Here is a 16,039-nt window from a genome sequence, read left to right as displayed (position 1 = left end):
CTGAACCCGAAATCCCCTGACGTGCGCCGCGCGCCCCCCGGTGCGGCGATGCCCGCCCCTGTCGCCGTCGAATGAGGACCCCGGCATGAATGCTCTCCTGCCCCGCCTGCGCACGCTCGCTGCTGCACTCGCCACGCTGGCCCTGCTCGCGCACGCCGCCACCGGCACGGCCGAACCGCTGCGCCGCTACAACGTCGACCCGGCCAGTGTGTCGGTATCGGGGATTTCCTCCGGCGGCTACATGGCCGTGCAGTTCGCGGTCGCCTATTCGGGGATCGTGCACGGGGTCGGCGTCGTCGCCGGCGGCCCGTATGGTTGCGCCAACGCCAGCATCACGACCGCGCTCGACGTGTGCATGGCCGGCAAGCGTCCGATCCGCGTCGCCGATCTGGTGTCGCTGACCAAGCGCCGGGCGCGCAGCGGCGCGATCGATCCGGTCGCGGGCCTGGCCGCGCAGCGCGTGTGGATCTTCACCGGCAGCATCGACTCGACCGTCGTGCCGAAGGTTGGCGATGCGCTGGAACAGTATTACCGGGCCTTCGTGCCGGCCGCCTCGATCACGCGCGTCAGCAGCGTGCGCGCCGAGCACACGATGCCGACCACCGACTTCGGCAACGACTGCACGATCAAGGGCGACCCGTACATCAGCGACTGCGATTTCGACGGCGCCGGCGAGCTGCTGCAGTGGATCCACGGGCCGCTGCAGCCGCCGGCAGCCACCGCACCGGGCGGCCGCCTGACGCCCTTTGAACAGAACGAGTTCAGCAGCTTCCCGGCCGCACACAGCCTCGGCAGCACCGGCTGGGTCTACGTGCCGCAGGCCTGCGAGGACGGGGCGCGCCGCTGCCGGCTGCACGTCGCCTTCCACGGCTGCCGCCAGTTCGCGGACTTCCTGTACGTGGATGCGAATAATCAGCCGGCCCGCTACGGCACGACCTTCGCCGAGCACGCCGGCTACAACCGCTGGGCCGATGCCAATGACTTCATCGTGCTGTATCCGCAGACCCGGCGCGGCCCGGAGCTGCCGGGCGACCTGTTCGGGGTCACGTCGGCCAATCCGAAGGGCTGCTGGGACTGGTGGGCCTACGACAGCACGCAGTACGCCGAGAAGAACGGTCCGCAGATGCTCGCCGTGCGCCGGATGATCGCGCGCATCAGCGGCGAGCAGCCACACTGAAGCCCGCCCTGCCCAGACCTCCGGACACCCCGATGCCGAGCCCCCGCGATTCCCTGCCGGCCGTCACGCCGGCCTTCGACCCCGAAACCCCGGCCGGCATCGGCGGCTGGCTGCTGCTGATGCTGCTCGGGCTGGTGCTGACGCCGCTGCGCGTGGCCTGGTCGACGTACGGGATGCTGCAGCCGGTGCTGATGCCCGGCGTCTGGGAGCAGCTGACCGAGCCCGGCCAACCGGTCTATCACCCGCTGTGGGCACCGCTGATCGTCGCCGAAACCGCCGGCAACGGCCTGACGCTGCTGCTCGCGCTGCTGGCGCTGTGGCTGTTCCTGCGCCGCTCGCGGCGGGCACCGGCCGTGATCATCGGCCTGTTCGTCTGGTCGCTGCTGTTCGCGATCACCGACCAGGCGGCCACCGGGCTGATCCCGATGATTCCGCCGCCCACCACGGAAACGCTGGTCGATGCGCTGGTCGCACCGGCGGTCGCGGTCGCGATCTGGGTGCCGTACCTGCTGCGCTCGAAGCGCGTGCGCGCGACCTTCGTGCTCTGAAGTCCGGTGTCCGGCATGCACATCCCTGACCTGCCCGAGGCCGAACTCGACTTCCGGCCGATCCGCGCGCAGGGGCCGGGCGGCCAGAACGTCAACAAGGTCGAGACCGCCGTGCAGCTGCGCTTCGACATCGGCGCCTCGTCGCTGCCCGAGGCGGTCAAGGCGCGGCTGCTGCGCCTGCGCGATGCGCGCATCCACGCCGGCGGCATCATCGTCATCAAGGCCCAGCGCCACCGTTCGCAGGCCGACAACCGTGCCGATGCGCTCGCGCGCCTGCAGGCGCTGATCCGCTCGGTCTGGACGGCACCGAAACCGCGCCGGCCGACGCAGCCGAGCCGCGCCGCCCGTGAGCGCCGGCTCGATGCCAAGCAGCATCGCGGCCGGATCAAGGCGCTGCGCGCGCCTCCCGGCGACTAGCGGGCGGCGGCGAGGTTGCGACAGCGCGTTTCGGTACAGGCCAGCGCCGCCGCCAGTGCCAGCCCGGCACCGGCGGCGAGCAGCCACAGCCCGGCCGCGAAACCGCCGCTGCGATCGACCAGCGCGCCGAACAAGGGCTGCATCAGCGCCGTGCCGAGGAACGCGCCGCTGTTGACGACGCTGATCGCCATGCCGGCGAGCGCCGGCGGCCCGAGTTCGCGCCCGAGCGGGAAGGTGATCGTCAGCCCGGCGGCGCCGAGGCCGAGGGCTGCGAACAGCGCATGCCCGCCGCCGCCTGGGGTCCACGGCGCTGCCGCGAGCGCAAGACACGCGAGCAGATACAGCCCGACCGCTCCGACCAGCACCGGCTTGCGCCGCCCGAGCCGGTCCGACAGTCCGCCGAGCGTCAGCGAACCGAGCGCGAACACCGCGAGCGCCGTCGTCACATGGGCGGCCGCGGCCGGTCGCGCAAGGCCGTGGGCGCGTTCGAGCAAGGGCACGGCCCAGAGGCCGACGAAGGCGTAGAAGCCGCCGATCATGCCGAACTGCACCAAGACCACCGGCCAGAGCCGGCGCTCGCGCAGCACGGCGGCGAGTTCCTTCGACCAGTGCGGCCGGGCGGCGGCCGGCGGCAGCGCGTGCAGCGGCGGCAGACCGGCGTCCTCGGGGCGGTCGCGCACGTAGCGCCAGGTCAGCAGCGCCAGCCCGAGCGACAGCACGCCGACCGCCGTGAACACCTCGCGCCAGCCGACCAGCGCCAGCAGCCCGGCCAGCGGCCCGGCGGCGGCGATCGAGCCGAGGTTGCCGATCAGCAGCGTCAGGCCGGCGACCTTGCCGTAGTGGCGGCCCTCGAACCAGACGGCGTTGAACTTCATCAGGCCGACGAACACGACCGAGACGCCGGCACCGATCGCCAGCCGCCCGAGCGTGGCCTGCGCGAGGCTGCCGGCGCTTGCGAACAGCACGGCCCCGAGCGCGGCGACGATGCTGCCGGCGACGACGGTGCGGCGCGTGCCCCAGGTGTCGGCGAGCACGCCGGCCGGCAGCTGCATCGCGGCGTAGATGTAGAAGTACGCGGCGGCGAGCCCGCCGAGCGCCGCGGCGCTGGCCTCGAAGGCCTGCTGCAGTTCGCCGGCGACGACGCCGGGCGCCATGCGGTGGAAGTACACGAGCACGTAAGCCCCGACGAGCAGCGCGTACATGCGCCAGCGCAGGCGCGACAGGCCGGGGGCGGCGTGGGTTTCGGTCATCGGCGGGACAATCCGGTCGGCCCGGCAAGCCGGGCGGGCTGCGCAGTGTCGCACGCCGGCCGCGCCGGCCGGGTTCACGGCGATGCCCGGCTCCGCCCGTTCAGGGGTCCTCGTGCCGGCAGGCCGGCGCGCCGGTACAGCTCAGGCAGTGCGGACCGAGCGGCCCGCCCGCCTGCGCGACCCGGTCGCGGCCTTCGTGCTTGGCGCGATACAGCGCGGCATCGGCGGCGCGGTACAGCGCACCGAGTGCCAGCGTCGTTCCCGACGCGCTGGCGACCCCGATGCTGACCGTGACCGCGATGGGACCGCCGTCGCGGGCCGGAATCCGCAGCCCGGCGACGCGCAGGCGCAGCGCATGTGCCTCGCGGCAGGCCATCGCCGGCCCGGCGTCCGGCAGCAGCACCAGGAACTCCTCGCCGCCGTAGCGCCCGACCAGCGCGTCCACCCCGAACTGGGCGAGCAGTTGCTGACCGAGGTGCTGCAGCACGGCATCGCCGCCGACGTGGCCGTGGCGGTCGTTGATCGCCTTGAACCAGTCGGCATCGACGACCAGCAGCGAGGCGCAGCCACCACTCGCCGTCAGCCGCGCCAGCGCCGATTGCGCGAGCACCGAGAACTGCCGGCGCGTATAGGCGCCGGTCAGCTCATCGAAAGCGGCGATGCGCTGCAGCTGCTCGCGCAGCTGCTCGGCACGCTGCAGCAGCGACAGCAGCGCCCACGCGAACGGCAGCGCCACCAGCGCCGTCAGCAGCATCGTCAGCTTCAGCCCGAACGACATCGGCACCGGCCACCACGGCAGCAGCCGGCTGCTCAGCCACAGCAGCGTGGTCGAGGCGAGGATCGCGAGCACGGTGATCGCCAGCGTGCCGGCGGGCACGCCCAGCGGATGGCGCAGCAGTCGGGTCAGCATCATCAAACGTCCTTGTCGGGGAGAAGCCGGGCTTTCATGCCAATCACACCGGAACGCTGCGCTTTTCAGCCCCTCGCCCCTCGTGGGAGAGGGGTTGTGGAGAGGGGGAGAAAAACCATGCGCTTACGTGTGACCGGTATCAGTCCCGACCCTCGCGGGCCAGCCGGTCGAGTTCGCGCAGGCGTTCGAGCTTCTCGCGGATGCGGATCTCGAGGCCGCGCGGCACCGGATCGTAATAGCGGCGGCCGGCGAGTGCATCCGGCAGATAGGTCTCACCGGCGGCGTAGGCGTCGGGTTCGTCGTGCGCGTAGCGGTAGCGCCGGCCGTAGCCCAGGGATTTCATCAGCTTCGTCGGTGCGTTGCGCAGGTGCTCGGGGACTTCGAGCGTGCCATGGCTGCGGGCATCGGCGAGCGCGCCCTGCCAGGCGGTGTAGACGGCGTTGCTCTTGGCGGCGCAGGCGAGATACACGACGGCCTGCGCGAGTGCGAGTTCGCCCTCGGGACTGCCGAGGCGCTCGAAGGTTTCGGCGGCATCGAGCGCCAGGCGCAGCGCCCGCGGATCGGCGTTGCCGATGTCCTCGCTCGCCATGCGCACGATGCGCCGCGCCAGATACAGCGGCTCGCAGCCGCCGTCGATCATGCGCGCCAGCCAGTACAGCGCCGCATCCGGCGCCGAGCCTCGCACGGCCTTGTGCAGCGCCGAGATCTGGTCATGGAACAGATCGCCGCCGCGATCGAAGCGGCGCACGCCGCCCTGCACGACTTCGATGACCGCGTCGGCGAAGCCTCTGCCTTCGGCCTCGGCCAGCTCCGCCGCCAGCTCCAGCAGCCCGAGCAGGCGCCGGCCATCGCCGTCGGCGGCGAGCACCAGCCGCTCGCGCGTCGGCGCGTCGGCGACCAGTCCGCGACCGCCGAGGCCGTGCTGCGCATCGGCGAGCGCGCGGTCGATCAGCGCGCCGAGTTCGGCGGCTTCGAGGCGCTTCAGCACATAGACACGCGCCCGCGACAGCAGCGCGTTGTTCAGCGCAAAGCTCGGATTTTCGGTGGTCGCGCCGACGAAGGTGACGGTGCCGTCCTCGACGAAGGGCAGGAAGGCATCCTGCTGCGCCTTGTTGAAGCGGTGCACCTCGTCGACGAACAGCACCGTTGCGCGCGCCTCGCGCGCACGCACGGCCTGCGCCTCCTCGACCGCGGCGCGCACCTCCTTGACGCCGGCGAGCACCGCCGACAGCGCGATGAAGTGCGCGTCGCAATGCCCGGCGATCAGCCGCGCCAGCGTGGTCTTGCCGGTGCCGGGCGGGCCCCAGAGCACCATCGAATGCGGCCGGCCGGCTTCGAGCGCGACGCGCAGCGGCCGGCCCGGCGCGAACAGATGCGTCTGGCCGACCAGCTCGTCGAGCCGCTGCGGGCGCAGCCGGTCGGCGAGCGGACGCGGATCTGCACCGTCTGCGCCGGTCGTCATCGTCGGGTTCAGCCGGCGTCGCCGATCACGTCGGTGCCGGGCGGCGGCGTGAAGCGGAACTGCGCCGGATCGACGCGGCCGTTGCGCTGCAGATGGCTGAACTCGACGCGCGTGCGCCCGCCGAGCGCATCCTCCAGTTCGAGCGCGGCCAGCGTGTCGCCGCGAAAGCCGACGCGCAGCGCCTTGAAGTCGCTGCCGTCGTCCTTCGGCGTCAGCAGATACCAGCTCAGGCCGCCGCGGTTCTGCACCGGCCCGACCTTGAACACATCCTCGATCGGTGCGGCCCCCGACAGCAGCGCCAGCGGTGTGCCGCCGAGCGCGGCATCGAGCGGGCGCACGGTGACCTGGTCGAGGCCGGGGTCATGCACCCACAGGCGCTGACCATCGGCGACGATGGTCTGCGGGCTCGGCGCCGTGTAATCCCAGCGGAAGCGCCCGGGCTTCTGCATCGCCATCGAACCGGCCGATTCCTGCACGATCCGCCCCTGCGCATCGCTGACGCGCTGCGTGAAGCCGGCCTGCAGCGACTGCAGGTCGTGGAAGTACTGCGTGACCGATGGCTCGGCGCGCGCCGGCGCGCTCAGCAGCAGCGCGCATGCGAGCAGCAGGCCGGCGGGAAGTCTGGACAGCAGGGACATGACAGGCCTCGACGAACAGGGAACACGGACCGCACAGCTGCGCGGCTGCGGTATCGACCGCGGCGCCGGCCGCCGGTGCGCCGCCGTTACCGGATCGCGACAAACCGGCGGCCGGAGTGCTCATACCGATCACATCAGCACGCTTCGCTTTTCAGCCCCTCGCCCCTCGTGGGAGAGGGGTTGGGGAGAGGGGGAGAAAAACCATGCGTTTATGCGTTTACGTGTGATCGGTATCAGGCATCGGCCTGGGCGCCGCCGACCAGCACCTCGCGCGAGCCGTTGGACTGGATCGGCCCGACAATGCCGGCGCGCTCCATCTCCTCGACCAGCCGCGCGGCGCGGTTGTAGCCGATCTTCAGCCGCCGCTGCACGCCGGAGACCGAGGCGCGGCGGCTCTCGACGACGATGCGCACGGCCTGGTCGTACAGCGGATCGCTGTCGCCGTCGCTGTCACCGCCCCCGCCAGCCAGCGGATCGCCCGGGAAGGCGGCTCCATCCACCGGCTCATCGAGGATGCCGGTCACGTAGTCGGGCTCGCCAGTCTGCTTCAGGTACTCGACGACGGCATTGACCTCGTGATCGTCGACGAAGGCCCCGTGCACGCGCTGCGGGAAGCCGGTGCCGGGGGGCAGGTAGAGCATGTCGCCGTGGCCGAGCAGGGCTTCGGCGCCCATCTGGTCGAGGATCGTGCGCGAGTCGATCTTCGAGGCGACGGTCAGCGCGATGCGCGTCGGGATGTTGGCCTTGATCAGGCCGGTGATCACGTCGACCGACGGCCGCTGCGTGGCGAGGATCAGGTGGATGCCGGCGGCGCGCGCCTTCTGCGCCAGCCGCGCGATCAGCTCTTCGACCTTCTTGCCGACGATCATCATCATGTCGGCCAGCTCGTCGATGACCACGACCACGTAGGGCAGCGGTTCGAGCAGCGGCCGTTCGGGATCGAGGCTGTCCTCGTTCTTCCACAGCGGGTCCGGGATCGGCTCGCCGAGTTCGATGGCCTCGGAGACCTGCTTGTTGAAGCCGGCGATGTTGCGCACGCGCAGCGCCGCCATCAGCCGGTAGCGGCGCTCCATCTCGGCGACGCACCAGCGCAGCGCGTTGGCGGCGTCCTTCATGTCGGTGACCACCGGCGCCAGCAGGTGCGGGATGCCCTCGTAGATCGACAGCTCCAGCATCTTCGGGTCGATCAGGATCAGGCGCAGCTGCTCGGCGCCCGCCTTGTACAGCATGCTGATCAGCATGCAGTTGACCGCCACCGACTTGCCGGAGCCGGTCGTGCCGGCCACCAGCACGTGCGGCATCTTGGCGAGGTTGCCGACCACCGGCCGGCCACCGATGTCGTGGCCGAGCGCGACCGTCAGCGGCGAACCCGCTCCCTGCCAGACCGGCGCGGCGATGATCTCGCGCAGCGACACGATCTGCCGGCGCCGGTTCGGAATCTCCAGTCCGATCACTGACTTGCCGGGGATGACCTCGACGACGCGCACGCTGACCACCGACAGCCCGCGCGCCACGTCCTTGGCGAGATTGCTGATCTGGCTGACCTTGACGCCGGGGGCGAGGTCGAGCTCGAAGCGCGTGACCACCGGCCCCGGTTCGACGTTGACGACGGTCACGTCGACGCCGAACTCGGCGAGCTTGGACTCGACCTGACGCGACATGCCGTCGAGCGCCTCCGGCGAGTAGCCGGCGGCCTGCTCGCGCGGCAGGTCCAGAAGTTCGAGCGGCGGCAGCGGATCGAGCACCTCGCGCTTCGGCCGCAGCCCGAACAGCGCCGCCGCAGCCTCGGACACGCCTTCGGCACGCGCCGGCGGCTGCGGTCGCGGCGCAGCCGCCGGAACCGCCACGGGCGCGGCGGCCGCAGGTGCCGGCAGGGGAACCGGGGCCGGTGCCGGGAGCGGGATCGGCGCCGCTGCAGCCACCGGCTGGGTCACCGGCCCCTCGATCGGCGCATTGCGGCGCGCGCCGATCACCAGTTCGGCAGCGTCCGGCACCGGTGCCGGAGCCGGCGATGATCCGCCATCCCCACCCTCCTCCTCCTCGTCCGCCGCCATCACAACCGGCCGCGGCGCGCGCGCACCGGCGGCCTGCGACACGAGCTGTGCCTGCGGCACCTCGTCGTCGTCCGGTTCCGGATCCTGATCCGTATCCGGACCGGGCGCTCCGGTGTTCACCGTCACCGGGGCTGCCACCCGCGCCGCTGTGTCCGGACCGTCGTCCTCGTCATCGTCGAGGAGCGGTGCCGGGCGCAGCGGCGACCCGGACACCCGGGTCGCGGGCAGCGGCGGCTTCGGCTCGTCGTCCTCCACGAGGTCCCACGGAGCCGTCGTCGCATCGAAGGACGGTTCGATCCGGCCGCGCTTGCCGGCGGTGGCCGGCTCGGCCGGGCCGTCGCTGCCGGTGGCAGGTTTTTCCGGTTCCGCGACCGGCTTCGACACCGGCGCAGGCGGCGCCTGCGGCGGCAGCTCTGCAACCAGTACCGGCTCCTGCCGGCCGCCGGCCAGCGGCAGCTCGGGCGCCCTGCCCTGCTGCTGCGGCTCATCGTCGCCGGCTTCGCCCCGGCGCGGAGCGATGCGCCCGGCAACCCAGCTGCCGGCCCGGGCGAACAGCGCCGCGACATCCCAGATCGACTTGCCGATCAGATCGACCAGCGACAGCCACGACAGCCCCGAGGCCAGCGTCACGCCGGCGAGGAACAGCGCGGCCAGGAACAGCGTGCCGCCACCGGGTCCGAAGGCGTTGATCAGCCCGTGCCCGCACAGATCGCCGACGATGCCGCCGGCACTGCCGCGCAGGGCTCCGGGCTGCAGGTGCAGGGCGGCCAGTCCGCAGCCGGTGCCGACCGTGACCAGAAAGCCGACGGTACGGAACACGATGATCTCGGCGTCGATCTCGGCAAGGCCGTTGCGCTTGAACAGCCGCCAGCCCGCGAACACCAGGCCGAGCGGGAACAGGTAGGCGGGGTAGCCGAAGAAGTACAGCGCGATGTCGGCAAACCACGCGCCGGCCACGCCGCCGAGGTTCATCGGTGCACTGGTGCCGGTATGCGTCCAGGCCGGATCGGCCGGCACGTACGAGGCCAGTGCGATGAACAGGAAGGCCGCCACGGTCGCGAGCAGCAGGAAGCCGATCTCGCGCAGGCCATGGCTGATGTGACGGACGATCTTGACGCCCGCGGGCGTCACGTTTTTTCTGCGTGCCTGCTGAGCCAAGCTGCCACCTGTGTGAAGCGATCTGGGGATGGGTCCGTGCCGCGCAAGGCGCGTCGAAGCGGACGGCAGGGCGGCGGAGCAGCCGGAGGGGTGATGAGGGGATGCATTGTCCCATCCCGCCCCGGTGCTGGCAAAGCGCGCACCACGTGCGCGGCCGTCGACTTGCCCCTAAGCTTGGAATCGGGTGTCAAACTTCGCCGCGCCCGGCGCGTCGAAGCGGCACCGGTCACACGAGCCCCCCAAGAGCATGCACCTGCGCTGCCACGAATCCTTCCGCGAGCTGCCCGCTGCCGAGTGGAACACCCTGGTCCGCGACGAAGACCCCTTTCTTCAGCATGCGTTTCTCGTCGCGCTCGAAAACCACGGCGTCACCGGCCCCGGCACGCACTGGCAACCGCGACCGCTGAGCGTGCGCGACGATGACGGCCGCCTGCTCGGGGGGTGTCCGCTGTTCCTGAAGACCGACTCCTGGGGCGAGTTCGTGTTCGACTGGGGCTGGGCCGATGCCTACCACCGCAACGGCCTGCGCTATTACCCGAAGCTGGTGGCGGCGATCCCGCACACGCCGGCGACCGGCCAGCGGCTGCTGGTCGCCGCCGGTGCCGATGCCGGCGCGGTCATGGCGCTGCTTGCCGAAGGGGCGCGCGAGCTCGCCGCCGGACTCGGCTGCTCGACGCTGCACGTGCTGTTCCCGCAGGCCGGTGAACTCGAATCCCTGGCGGCGGCCGGGCTCACGCACCGGCTCGGCTGCCAGTTCCACTGGCAGGATCGCGGCTACCGCGATTTCGACGATTTCCTCGACGCCTTCTCGGCCAAGAAGCGCAAGAACCTGCGCCAGGAACGCCGGCGCGTGCGCGAGGCCGGCCTCGAACTCGAACGCCTGCCCGGGAATGCCGTCAGCGAGGCGCAGTGGCGGGTCTTCCACCGCTTCTACCGCAACACCTTCGAGCAGCGCGGCTGTCCGGCCCCGATGAGCCTGCCGTTCTTCCTGGAGATCGGCCGCACGCTCGGCGAACGCGTGCTGCTGGTGCTTGCCCGGCGCGGGCATGACATCGTCGCCGCCGCGATCAGCTACGCCGGCGCACGCACGCTGTATGGCCGCCACTGGGGCTGCGCCGAGTCCTTCGACGCGCTGCACTTCGAAGCCTGTTACTACCAGGGTATCGAGCACTGCATCGAGCACGGGCTGACACGCTTCGAACCCGGCGCGCAGGGCGAGCACAAGGTGGCGCGCGGCTTCGAACCGGTGCTGACGCACTCGGCGCACTGGGTCGCACATCCGGGCTTCCGTCAGGCGATCGACGCCTTCCTGCATCGCGAGCGCCCGGCCATCGTCGAGTACGCGCGCGAGCTCACCGCACGGCTGCCGTATCGCAGCGGCGAGGCCGCGGCATGATCGCCTGGCTCGACGCCCGCAATCCGAACCAGCCGTTTCCGCCCGCCGAGGCGGCGCTGGTCGAGCCGAACGGCCTGCTCGCCGCCGGCGGCAGCCTGGCGCCGGCCCGGCTGCTGAACGGCTACCGGCAGGGCATCTTCCCGTGGTACGGCAAGGGCCAGCCGATCCTGTGGTGGTCACCGGACCCGCGCACGATCTTCCTGCCCGACCGCATCCGGGTCTCGCACAGCCTGCGCAAGGTGCTGCGCAGCGGTCGCTACACGGTCACGGTCGATCGCGCCTTCGCGTGCGTGATCGCCGAATGCGCCGCACCGCGACCGGAGGCCCCGGAATCCTGGATCACCCGTGAGATGCGCGAGGCCTACTGCCGGCTGCACGTGCTCGGCTACGCGCATTCGATCGAGACCTGGCACGGCGAGCGTCTGGTCGGCGGGCTGTATGGCGTCGCGCTCGGCGGCGTGTTCTTCGGCGAATCGATGTTCAGCCGCATGAACGATGCGTCCAAGGTCGCGCTCGTGCATCTCGGCCGGCTGCTGGTGCAGCGCGGCTTCGGCTTCATCGACTGCCAGCTCGAAACCGGCCATCTGCTGAGCCTCGGCGCGCAGAGCCTGCCACGCGCCGAGTTCCTGAAGCTGCTGCACGAGCACGTCCACCGCCTGCTGCCGGCCACGCCGTGGACGCTGCCGGCCGAAGCAGCGCCCGGAGCCGGCTGACGATGGCCGCTCCGCGCTCCGAACTCGGCAGCCTGCGGCTGTTCCTGACCGATGCGCATCCGTGCAGCTATCTGGCCGGCCACACGGCGCGCAACCTCGTCGCCGACCCGCTCGCCGTCTGCGACACGCTGTACTCGGCGCTGGTGCTGCACGGTTTCCGGCGCAGCGGCGAGCACGTCTACCGGCCGCACTGCCAGGGCTGCCACGCCTGCCAGTCGCTGCGCATCCCGGTCCGGCAGTTCCAGCCGAACCGCTCCCAGCGGCGCACGCAGGCCCGCAACCTCGACCTGCAGGTCAGCCTGGTCGAACCGGTGCTGCGCGAGGAGCACTTCCAGCTGTTCGCCCGCTACCTGGCGCTGCGCCACCCGGACGGCGGCATGGACGATGCCACCCCCGACAGCTACCTCGGCTTCATCCGTTCCAGCTGGAGCCGGACCTTCCTCGCCGAATTCCGCGACGCCGACGGCCGGCTGCTGGCGGTCGCGGTCGTCGACGTGCTCGGGGACGGACTGTCGGCGGTCTACACGTATTACGATCCCGCGGCCGAAGCGCGGGCACCCGGCACCGCGGCGATCCTCTGGCAGATCGAGGAGGCGCGCCGCCGCGGTCTGGCCTACGTCTACCTCGGATACTGGATTGCCGGCTGCCGCAAGATGAACTACAAGACGCGCTTCCGGCCCTGCGAGGTCTTCATCAACGGCGACTGGCGCTCCCCGCCCGAAACGCCTGTCCGCTGAACCGCCCGGCCGCGACCGTCCACCCTCGCGTACGAATTCACCCTGTCCCGTGCTGCCGGTCCTTGATGCTGAAGGGCCGTTTGGCTATTTTGGCGCGCCGCACCAGACCGACCGCACCGACCGATCGCCCTCACCGCCGCTTTTCCCCCTGCCAGAGAGTCCTGATGTCGAAAGAAGACCATATCGAAATGGAAGGAACGGTCATCGAGACCCTTCCGAACACGATGTTCCGCGTACAGCTCGAAAACGGCCACGTCGTCACCGCCCACATTTCCGGCCGCATGCGCAAGCACTACATCCGCATCCTGACCGGCGACAAGGTCCGCGTCGAACTGACGCCGTACGACCTGTCGAAGGGCCGCATCACCTATCGCGGCCGCTGAAAAACAAGAACCGGCAGGGTCGCCCCCGCCGGTCCGGTGCAGCACGCGGCGTCAGCGCCGGTCCGGTCAGCTCACTTCCGCCGTCGCCTCGGCGAAATCGATCACCAGCCCGTCACCGTCGGCATCGATCAGCACGTGCCCGCCCGAGGCGAGGCGTCCGAACAGCAGTTCCTCGGCCAGCGGCTTCTTGATGTGCTCCTGGATCACGCGCGCCATCGGCCGGGCGCCCATCTTGCGGTCGTAGCCGCGCACGGCGAGCCAGGCGCGGGCGGCGCCGGAGACTTCCAGCGTCACGTGCTTGGCAACCAGCTGCGCTTCGAGCTCGATGATGAACTTGTCGACGACGTGGCCGATCGTGTCGCTCTCCAGCGCCTTGAACTGGATGATTGCATCGAGGCGGTTGCGGAACTCCGGCGAGAACATGCGCTTGATGACTTCGAGGCTGTCGGTCGAGTGATCCTCGGTCGTGAAGCCGATGCCGGAGCGCTCGATCTGGTCCGCACCGGCGTTGGTGGTCATGACCAGGATGACGTTGCGGAAATCCGCCTTGCGGCCGTTGTTGTCGGTCAGCGTGCCGTGATCCATGACCTGCAGCAGCAGGTTGAACACGTCCGGGTGCGCCTTCTCGATCTCGTCGAGCAGCAGCACGGCATGCGGGTGCTTCAGGATCGCATCGGTCAGCAGGCCGCCCTGGTCGAAGCCGACGTAGCCGGGCGGTGCGCCGATCAGCCGTGACACCGTGTGCCGCTCCATGTACTCGGACATGTCGAAGCGCAGCAGCTCGATGCCGAGCGCCTTGGCGAGCTGGCGCGTGACCTCGGTCTTGCCGACGCCGGTCGGGCCGGCGAACAGGAAGGCACCGATCGGCTTCATCTCGTTGCCAAGCCCGGAGCGCGCCATCTTGATCGCGTTCGACAGCGCCCCGATCGCCTGATCCTGGCCGTAGACGACCAGCTTCAGGTTGCGGTCGAGGTTCTTCAGCGTGTCCTTGTCGGAAGCCGAGACGCTCTTCGGCGGGATGCGCGCGATCTTGGCGACGATGGCCTCGATCTCGGGCACGCCGATGACCTTCTTGCGCCGGTTCGGCGTCAGCAGCCGCTGGCTGGCGCCGGCCTCGTCGATGACATCGATCGCCTTGTCCGGCAGGTGGCGGTCATTGATGTAGCGCGCCGACAGCTCGGCCGCGGCACGCAGCGCCTTCGGTGCGTACTTGACGTCGTGGTGTTCCTCGAAGCGCGGCTTCAGGCCCTTCAGGATCTGGTAGGTCTCCTCGACCGAAGGCTCCGGCACGTCGATCTTCTGGAAGCGCCGTGCCAGCGCGCGATCCTTCTCGAAGATGCCGCGGTATTCCTGGTAGGTCGTCGAGCCGATGCACTTCAGGTCACCGGAGGCGAGCGCCGGCTTGATCAGGTTCGAGGCGTCCATGACTCCGCCCGAGGCCGCACCGGCGCCGATGACGGTGTGGATCTCGTCGATGAACAGCACGGCGTTGCGCTCCTTGCGCAGCTGCGTCAGCACCGCCTTCAGGCGCTTCTCGAAGTCGCCCCGATACTTGGTGCCGGCGACCAGCGAGCCGAGGTCGAGCGAGTAGATCGTCGCCTTCTTCAGCACGTCGGGCACCTTGCCCTCGACGATCAGCTTCGCGAGTCCTTCGGCGATCGCGGTCTTGCCGACGCCGGCCTCGCCGACGAACAGCGGGTTGTTCTTGCGCCGCCGGCAGAGGATCTGGATCGTGCGCTCGACTTCCTCGGCCCGGCCGATCAGCGGATCGATGCGCCCCTGACGGGCCATCTCGTTGAGGTTGCTGGCGTAGTTGTCGAGCGGCCGGCCGCTCGGCTGCTCGCCGGGTTCCTCTTCGGAATTCTGGGCGGCATTGCCGTGATCGCCGTCGTCGGACACCTTGGAAATCCCGTGCGAGATGTAGTTGATGACGTCGAGCCGGCTGATGTCCTGGCGCTTCAGGAAGTACACCGCCTGCGAATCCTGCTCGCCGAAGATCGCCACCAGCACGTTGGCACCGGTGACCTCCTTGTTGCCCGAGGACTGCACGTGCAGCACGGCGCGCTGCAGGACGCGCTGGAAGCCGAGCGTCGGCTGGGTCTCGCGCGGATCATCGGCGGCGAGCACCGGCGTGCTCTCGCGGATGAAGCCCTGCAGATCACTCTTCAACTTGTCCATGTTGGCCCCGCAGGCGCGCAGAACCTCGGCGGCCGACGGGTTATCGAGCAAGGCAAGCAGCAGGTGCTCGACGGTCATGAACTCATGGCGCCGATCCCTCGCCTCGCGGAACGCGAGGTTGATGGTGAACTCCAGTTCCTTGCTCAACATGGTGAACGACCTCGTCGATAAGCAAATGGGGTGGCAATGACGTCCTTTTTCCTTGTCAGGCTTCTTCCATGGTGCAGAGCAGCGGGTGCTGGTGGGTGCGTGAGAACGCGTTGACCTGGGCGACCTTGGTCTCGGCGATGTCCCGAGTATAGACACCACATACCCCCTTCCCGCGGGTATGGACATGCAACATGACCTGCGTGGCCTGCTCGCGGTTCATGCCGAAGAACGCTTCGAGCACGTGCACGACGAACTCCATCGGCGTGTAGTCGTCGTTGAGCAGCACCACCTTGTACATGCGCGGCGGCTTCAGTTCCGGCTTGGCCTTCTCGACCGCCAGTCCGCCGTCGCCGTGCCGTGGGTTGTGTTCCTGAGCCATGCTGGGATGAACCGATGTCTGTCGTTGCCGGAGCGCCGGTCCGTGCGGACCCACGCCCCTAGATATACGGAAGCGGCACGGATTCTTCCAGAGCCGTCCTGCATTGACCTGAGACAAAAAAAGGGCAGGCGACCCGGAGGTCGCCTGCCCTGTCGTGCTGCATCCGCCCCCGGAGGGACCGGATCAGTGGAACTGCTCTTCTTCGGTCGAGCCCTTCAGCGCGACGGTGGACGACTGGCCGCCCTGGATCGTCTGCGTGACGGAGTCGAAGTAGCCGGTGCCGACCTCGCGCTGGTGCTTGACGGCGGTGAAGCCCTTCTCGGCGGCCTTGAACTCGGCTTCCTGCAGCTCGACGAAGGCGCTCATGTTCTGGCGCGCGTAGCCGTAGGCGAGGTTGAACATCGAGTAGTTCAGGCTGTGGAAGCCGGCCAGCGTGATGAACTGGAACTTGTAGCCCATCGCGCCCAGCTCGCGCTGGAACTTGGCGAT

General features: G+C 70.0%; 14 protein-coding genes and 1 pseudogene. 7 read left to right on the top strand and 8 right to left on the bottom strand.

Annotated features, from left to right (window positions below; translation table 11 throughout):
- Window positions 1-85: 85 nt before the first annotated feature.
- The 3 genes from PKE44_RS06025 to arfB are packed head-to-tail and all read left to right on the top strand — an operon-like array spanning window position 86 to window position 2,142.
- A complete protein-coding gene (locus PKE44_RS06025; RefSeq protein ID WP_324549057.1) occupies window positions 86-1,177 on the top strand; it encodes a PHB depolymerase family esterase in 1,092 nt (363 codons plus the stop codon).
- A 32-nt stretch (window positions 1,178-1,209) separates the two neighbouring features.
- On the top strand, window positions 1,210-1,725 hold the full coding sequence (locus PKE44_RS06020; RefSeq protein WP_324549054.1) for a DUF2569 family protein: 516 nt from the start codon (window positions 1,210-1,212) through the stop codon (window positions 1,723-1,725).
- A gap of 15 nt (window positions 1,726-1,740) precedes the next feature.
- Complete coding sequence (gene arfB, locus PKE44_RS06015; RefSeq protein WP_324549052.1) at window positions 1,741-2,142, top strand: alternative ribosome rescue aminoacyl-tRNA hydrolase ArfB; 402 nt, start codon at window positions 1,741-1,743, stop codon at window positions 2,140-2,142.
- Here arfB and PKE44_RS06010 read toward each other — a convergent pair.
- The 5 genes from PKE44_RS06010 to PKE44_RS05990 all read right to left on the bottom strand — a co-directional run bounded on the left by PKE44_RS06010 (window position 2,139) and on the right by PKE44_RS05990 (window position 9,587).
- Window positions 2,139-3,392 carry an MFS transporter gene (locus PKE44_RS06010; protein WP_324549050.1) on the bottom strand — a complete coding sequence of 418 codons (1,254 nt, stop codon included), beginning with the start codon at window positions 3,390-3,392 and terminating at the stop codon, window positions 2,139-2,141. The genes arfB and PKE44_RS06010 overlap by 4 nt on opposite strands.
- Window positions 3,393-3,492: 100 nt before the next feature.
- Entirely contained in the window at window positions 3,493-4,302 is an 810-nt protein-coding gene (locus PKE44_RS06005) for a GGDEF domain-containing protein (protein WP_324549048.1), read from the bottom strand.
- Between the two features lie 139 nt (window positions 4,303-4,441).
- Window positions 4,442-5,764 carry a replication-associated recombination protein A gene (locus PKE44_RS06000; protein WP_324549046.1) on the bottom strand — a complete coding sequence of 441 codons (1,323 nt, stop codon included), beginning with the start codon at window positions 5,762-5,764 and terminating at the stop codon, window positions 4,442-4,444.
- Window positions 5,765-5,772: 8 nt separating this feature from the next.
- Window positions 5,773-6,402 (bottom strand): outer membrane lipoprotein chaperone LolA, encoded by a 630-nt coding sequence (gene lolA / locus PKE44_RS05995; protein WP_324549043.1) that lies wholly within the window; start codon window positions 6,400-6,402, stop codon window positions 5,773-5,775.
- A 233-nt stretch (window positions 6,403-6,635) separates the two neighbouring features.
- Window positions 6,636-9,587, bottom strand: coding sequence for a DNA translocase FtsK 4TM domain-containing protein (locus PKE44_RS05990; protein WP_324549041.1), 2,952 nt, complete (start codon window positions 9,585-9,587; stop codon window positions 6,636-6,638).
- Window positions 9,588-9,861: 274 nt separating this feature from the next.
- Between PKE44_RS05990 and PKE44_RS05985 the strand changes: the two genes are divergently transcribed.
- The 4 genes from PKE44_RS05985 to infA all read left to right on the top strand — a co-directional run bounded on the left by PKE44_RS05985 (window position 9,862) and on the right by infA (window position 12,843).
- A complete protein-coding gene (locus PKE44_RS05985; protein WP_324549039.1) occupies window positions 9,862-11,010 on the top strand; it encodes a GNAT family N-acetyltransferase in 1,149 nt (382 codons plus the stop codon).
- A complete protein-coding gene (gene aat / locus PKE44_RS05980; RefSeq protein ID WP_324549037.1) occupies window positions 11,007-11,723 on the top strand; it encodes a leucyl/phenylalanyl-tRNA--protein transferase in 717 nt (238 codons plus the stop codon). The genes PKE44_RS05985 and aat overlap by 4 nt, the downstream gene beginning before the upstream one ends.
- A 2-nt stretch (window positions 11,724-11,725) precedes the next feature.
- The gene (locus PKE44_RS05975; protein WP_324549034.1) at window positions 11,726-12,460 is read left to right on the top strand and encodes an arginyltransferase; all 735 of its coding nucleotides are present in this window, start codon (window positions 11,726-11,728) and stop codon (window positions 12,458-12,460) included.
- A gap of 164 nt (window positions 12,461-12,624) precedes the next feature.
- Window positions 12,625-12,843, top strand: a complete 219-nt coding sequence (gene infA / locus PKE44_RS05970; RefSeq protein ID WP_324549032.1) for a translation initiation factor IF-1 — start codon at window positions 12,625-12,627, stop codon at window positions 12,841-12,843.
- A gap of 66 nt (window positions 12,844-12,909) precedes the next feature.
- Here the strand turns inward: infA and clpA are convergent, their stop codons facing one another.
- From clpA to PKE44_RS05955, 3 genes and pseudogenes are all read right to left on the bottom strand, one after another.
- On the bottom strand, window positions 12,910-15,171 hold the full coding sequence (clpA, locus tag PKE44_RS05965; protein ID WP_324549030.1) for an ATP-dependent Clp protease ATP-binding subunit ClpA: 2,262 nt from the start codon (window positions 15,169-15,171) through the stop codon (window positions 12,910-12,912).
- Between the two features lie 55 nt (window positions 15,172-15,226).
- The gene (gene clpS / locus PKE44_RS05960; RefSeq protein WP_324549028.1) at window positions 15,227-15,550 is read right to left on the bottom strand and encodes an ATP-dependent Clp protease adapter ClpS; all 324 of its coding nucleotides are present in this window, start codon (window positions 15,548-15,550) and stop codon (window positions 15,227-15,229) included.
- 183 nt (window positions 15,551-15,733) lie between these two features.
- Window positions 15,734-16,039: pseudogene (locus PKE44_RS05955) on the bottom strand (isocitrate lyase); the annotation flags it as partial.

This window comes from Plasticicumulans sp., assembly GCF_035331805.1.
Taxonomy (GTDB): Bacteria; Pseudomonadota; Gammaproteobacteria; order Competibacterales; family Competibacteraceae; genus Plasticicumulans.
This window is presented reverse-complemented; position numbering and strand designations above follow the sequence as displayed.

Bases quoted from the DNA above. Each gene is read 5' to 3' on its own strand.
- PKE44_RS06025 (WP_324549057.1), top strand. From the start codon at position 86: ATGAATGCTCTCCTGCCCCGCCTGCGCACGCTCGCTGCTGCACTCGCC.
- PKE44_RS06020 (WP_324549054.1), top strand. From the start codon at position 1,210: ATGCCGAGCCCCCGCGATTCCCTGCCGGCCGTCACGCCGGCCTTCGAC.
- arfB (WP_324549052.1), top strand. From the start codon at position 1,741: ATGCACATCCCTGACCTGCCCGAGGCCGAACTCGACTTCCGGCCGATC.
- PKE44_RS06010 (WP_324549050.1), bottom strand. From the start codon at position 3,392: ATGACCGAAACCCACGCCGCCCCCGGCCTGTCGCGCCTGCGCTGGCGC.
- PKE44_RS06005 (WP_324549048.1), bottom strand. From the start codon at position 4,302: ATGCTGACCCGACTGCTGCGCCATCCGCTGGGCGTGCCCGCCGGCACG.
- PKE44_RS06000 (WP_324549046.1), bottom strand. From the start codon at position 5,764: ATGACGACCGGCGCAGACGGTGCAGATCCGCGTCCGCTCGCCGACCGG.
- lolA (WP_324549043.1), bottom strand. From the start codon at position 6,402: ATGTCCCTGCTGTCCAGACTTCCCGCCGGCCTGCTGCTCGCATGCGCG.
- PKE44_RS05985 (WP_324549039.1), top strand. From the start codon at position 9,862: ATGCACCTGCGCTGCCACGAATCCTTCCGCGAGCTGCCCGCTGCCGAG.
- aat (WP_324549037.1), top strand. From the start codon at position 11,007: ATGATCGCCTGGCTCGACGCCCGCAATCCGAACCAGCCGTTTCCGCCC.
- PKE44_RS05975 (WP_324549034.1), top strand. From the start codon at position 11,726: ATGGCCGCTCCGCGCTCCGAACTCGGCAGCCTGCGGCTGTTCCTGACC.
- infA (WP_324549032.1), top strand. From the start codon at position 12,625: ATGTCGAAAGAAGACCATATCGAAATGGAAGGAACGGTCATCGAGACC.
- clpA (WP_324549030.1), bottom strand. From the start codon at position 15,171: ATGTTGAGCAAGGAACTGGAGTTCACCATCAACCTCGCGTTCCGCGAG.
- clpS (WP_324549028.1), bottom strand. From the start codon at position 15,550: ATGGCTCAGGAACACAACCCACGGCACGGCGACGGCGGACTGGCGGTC.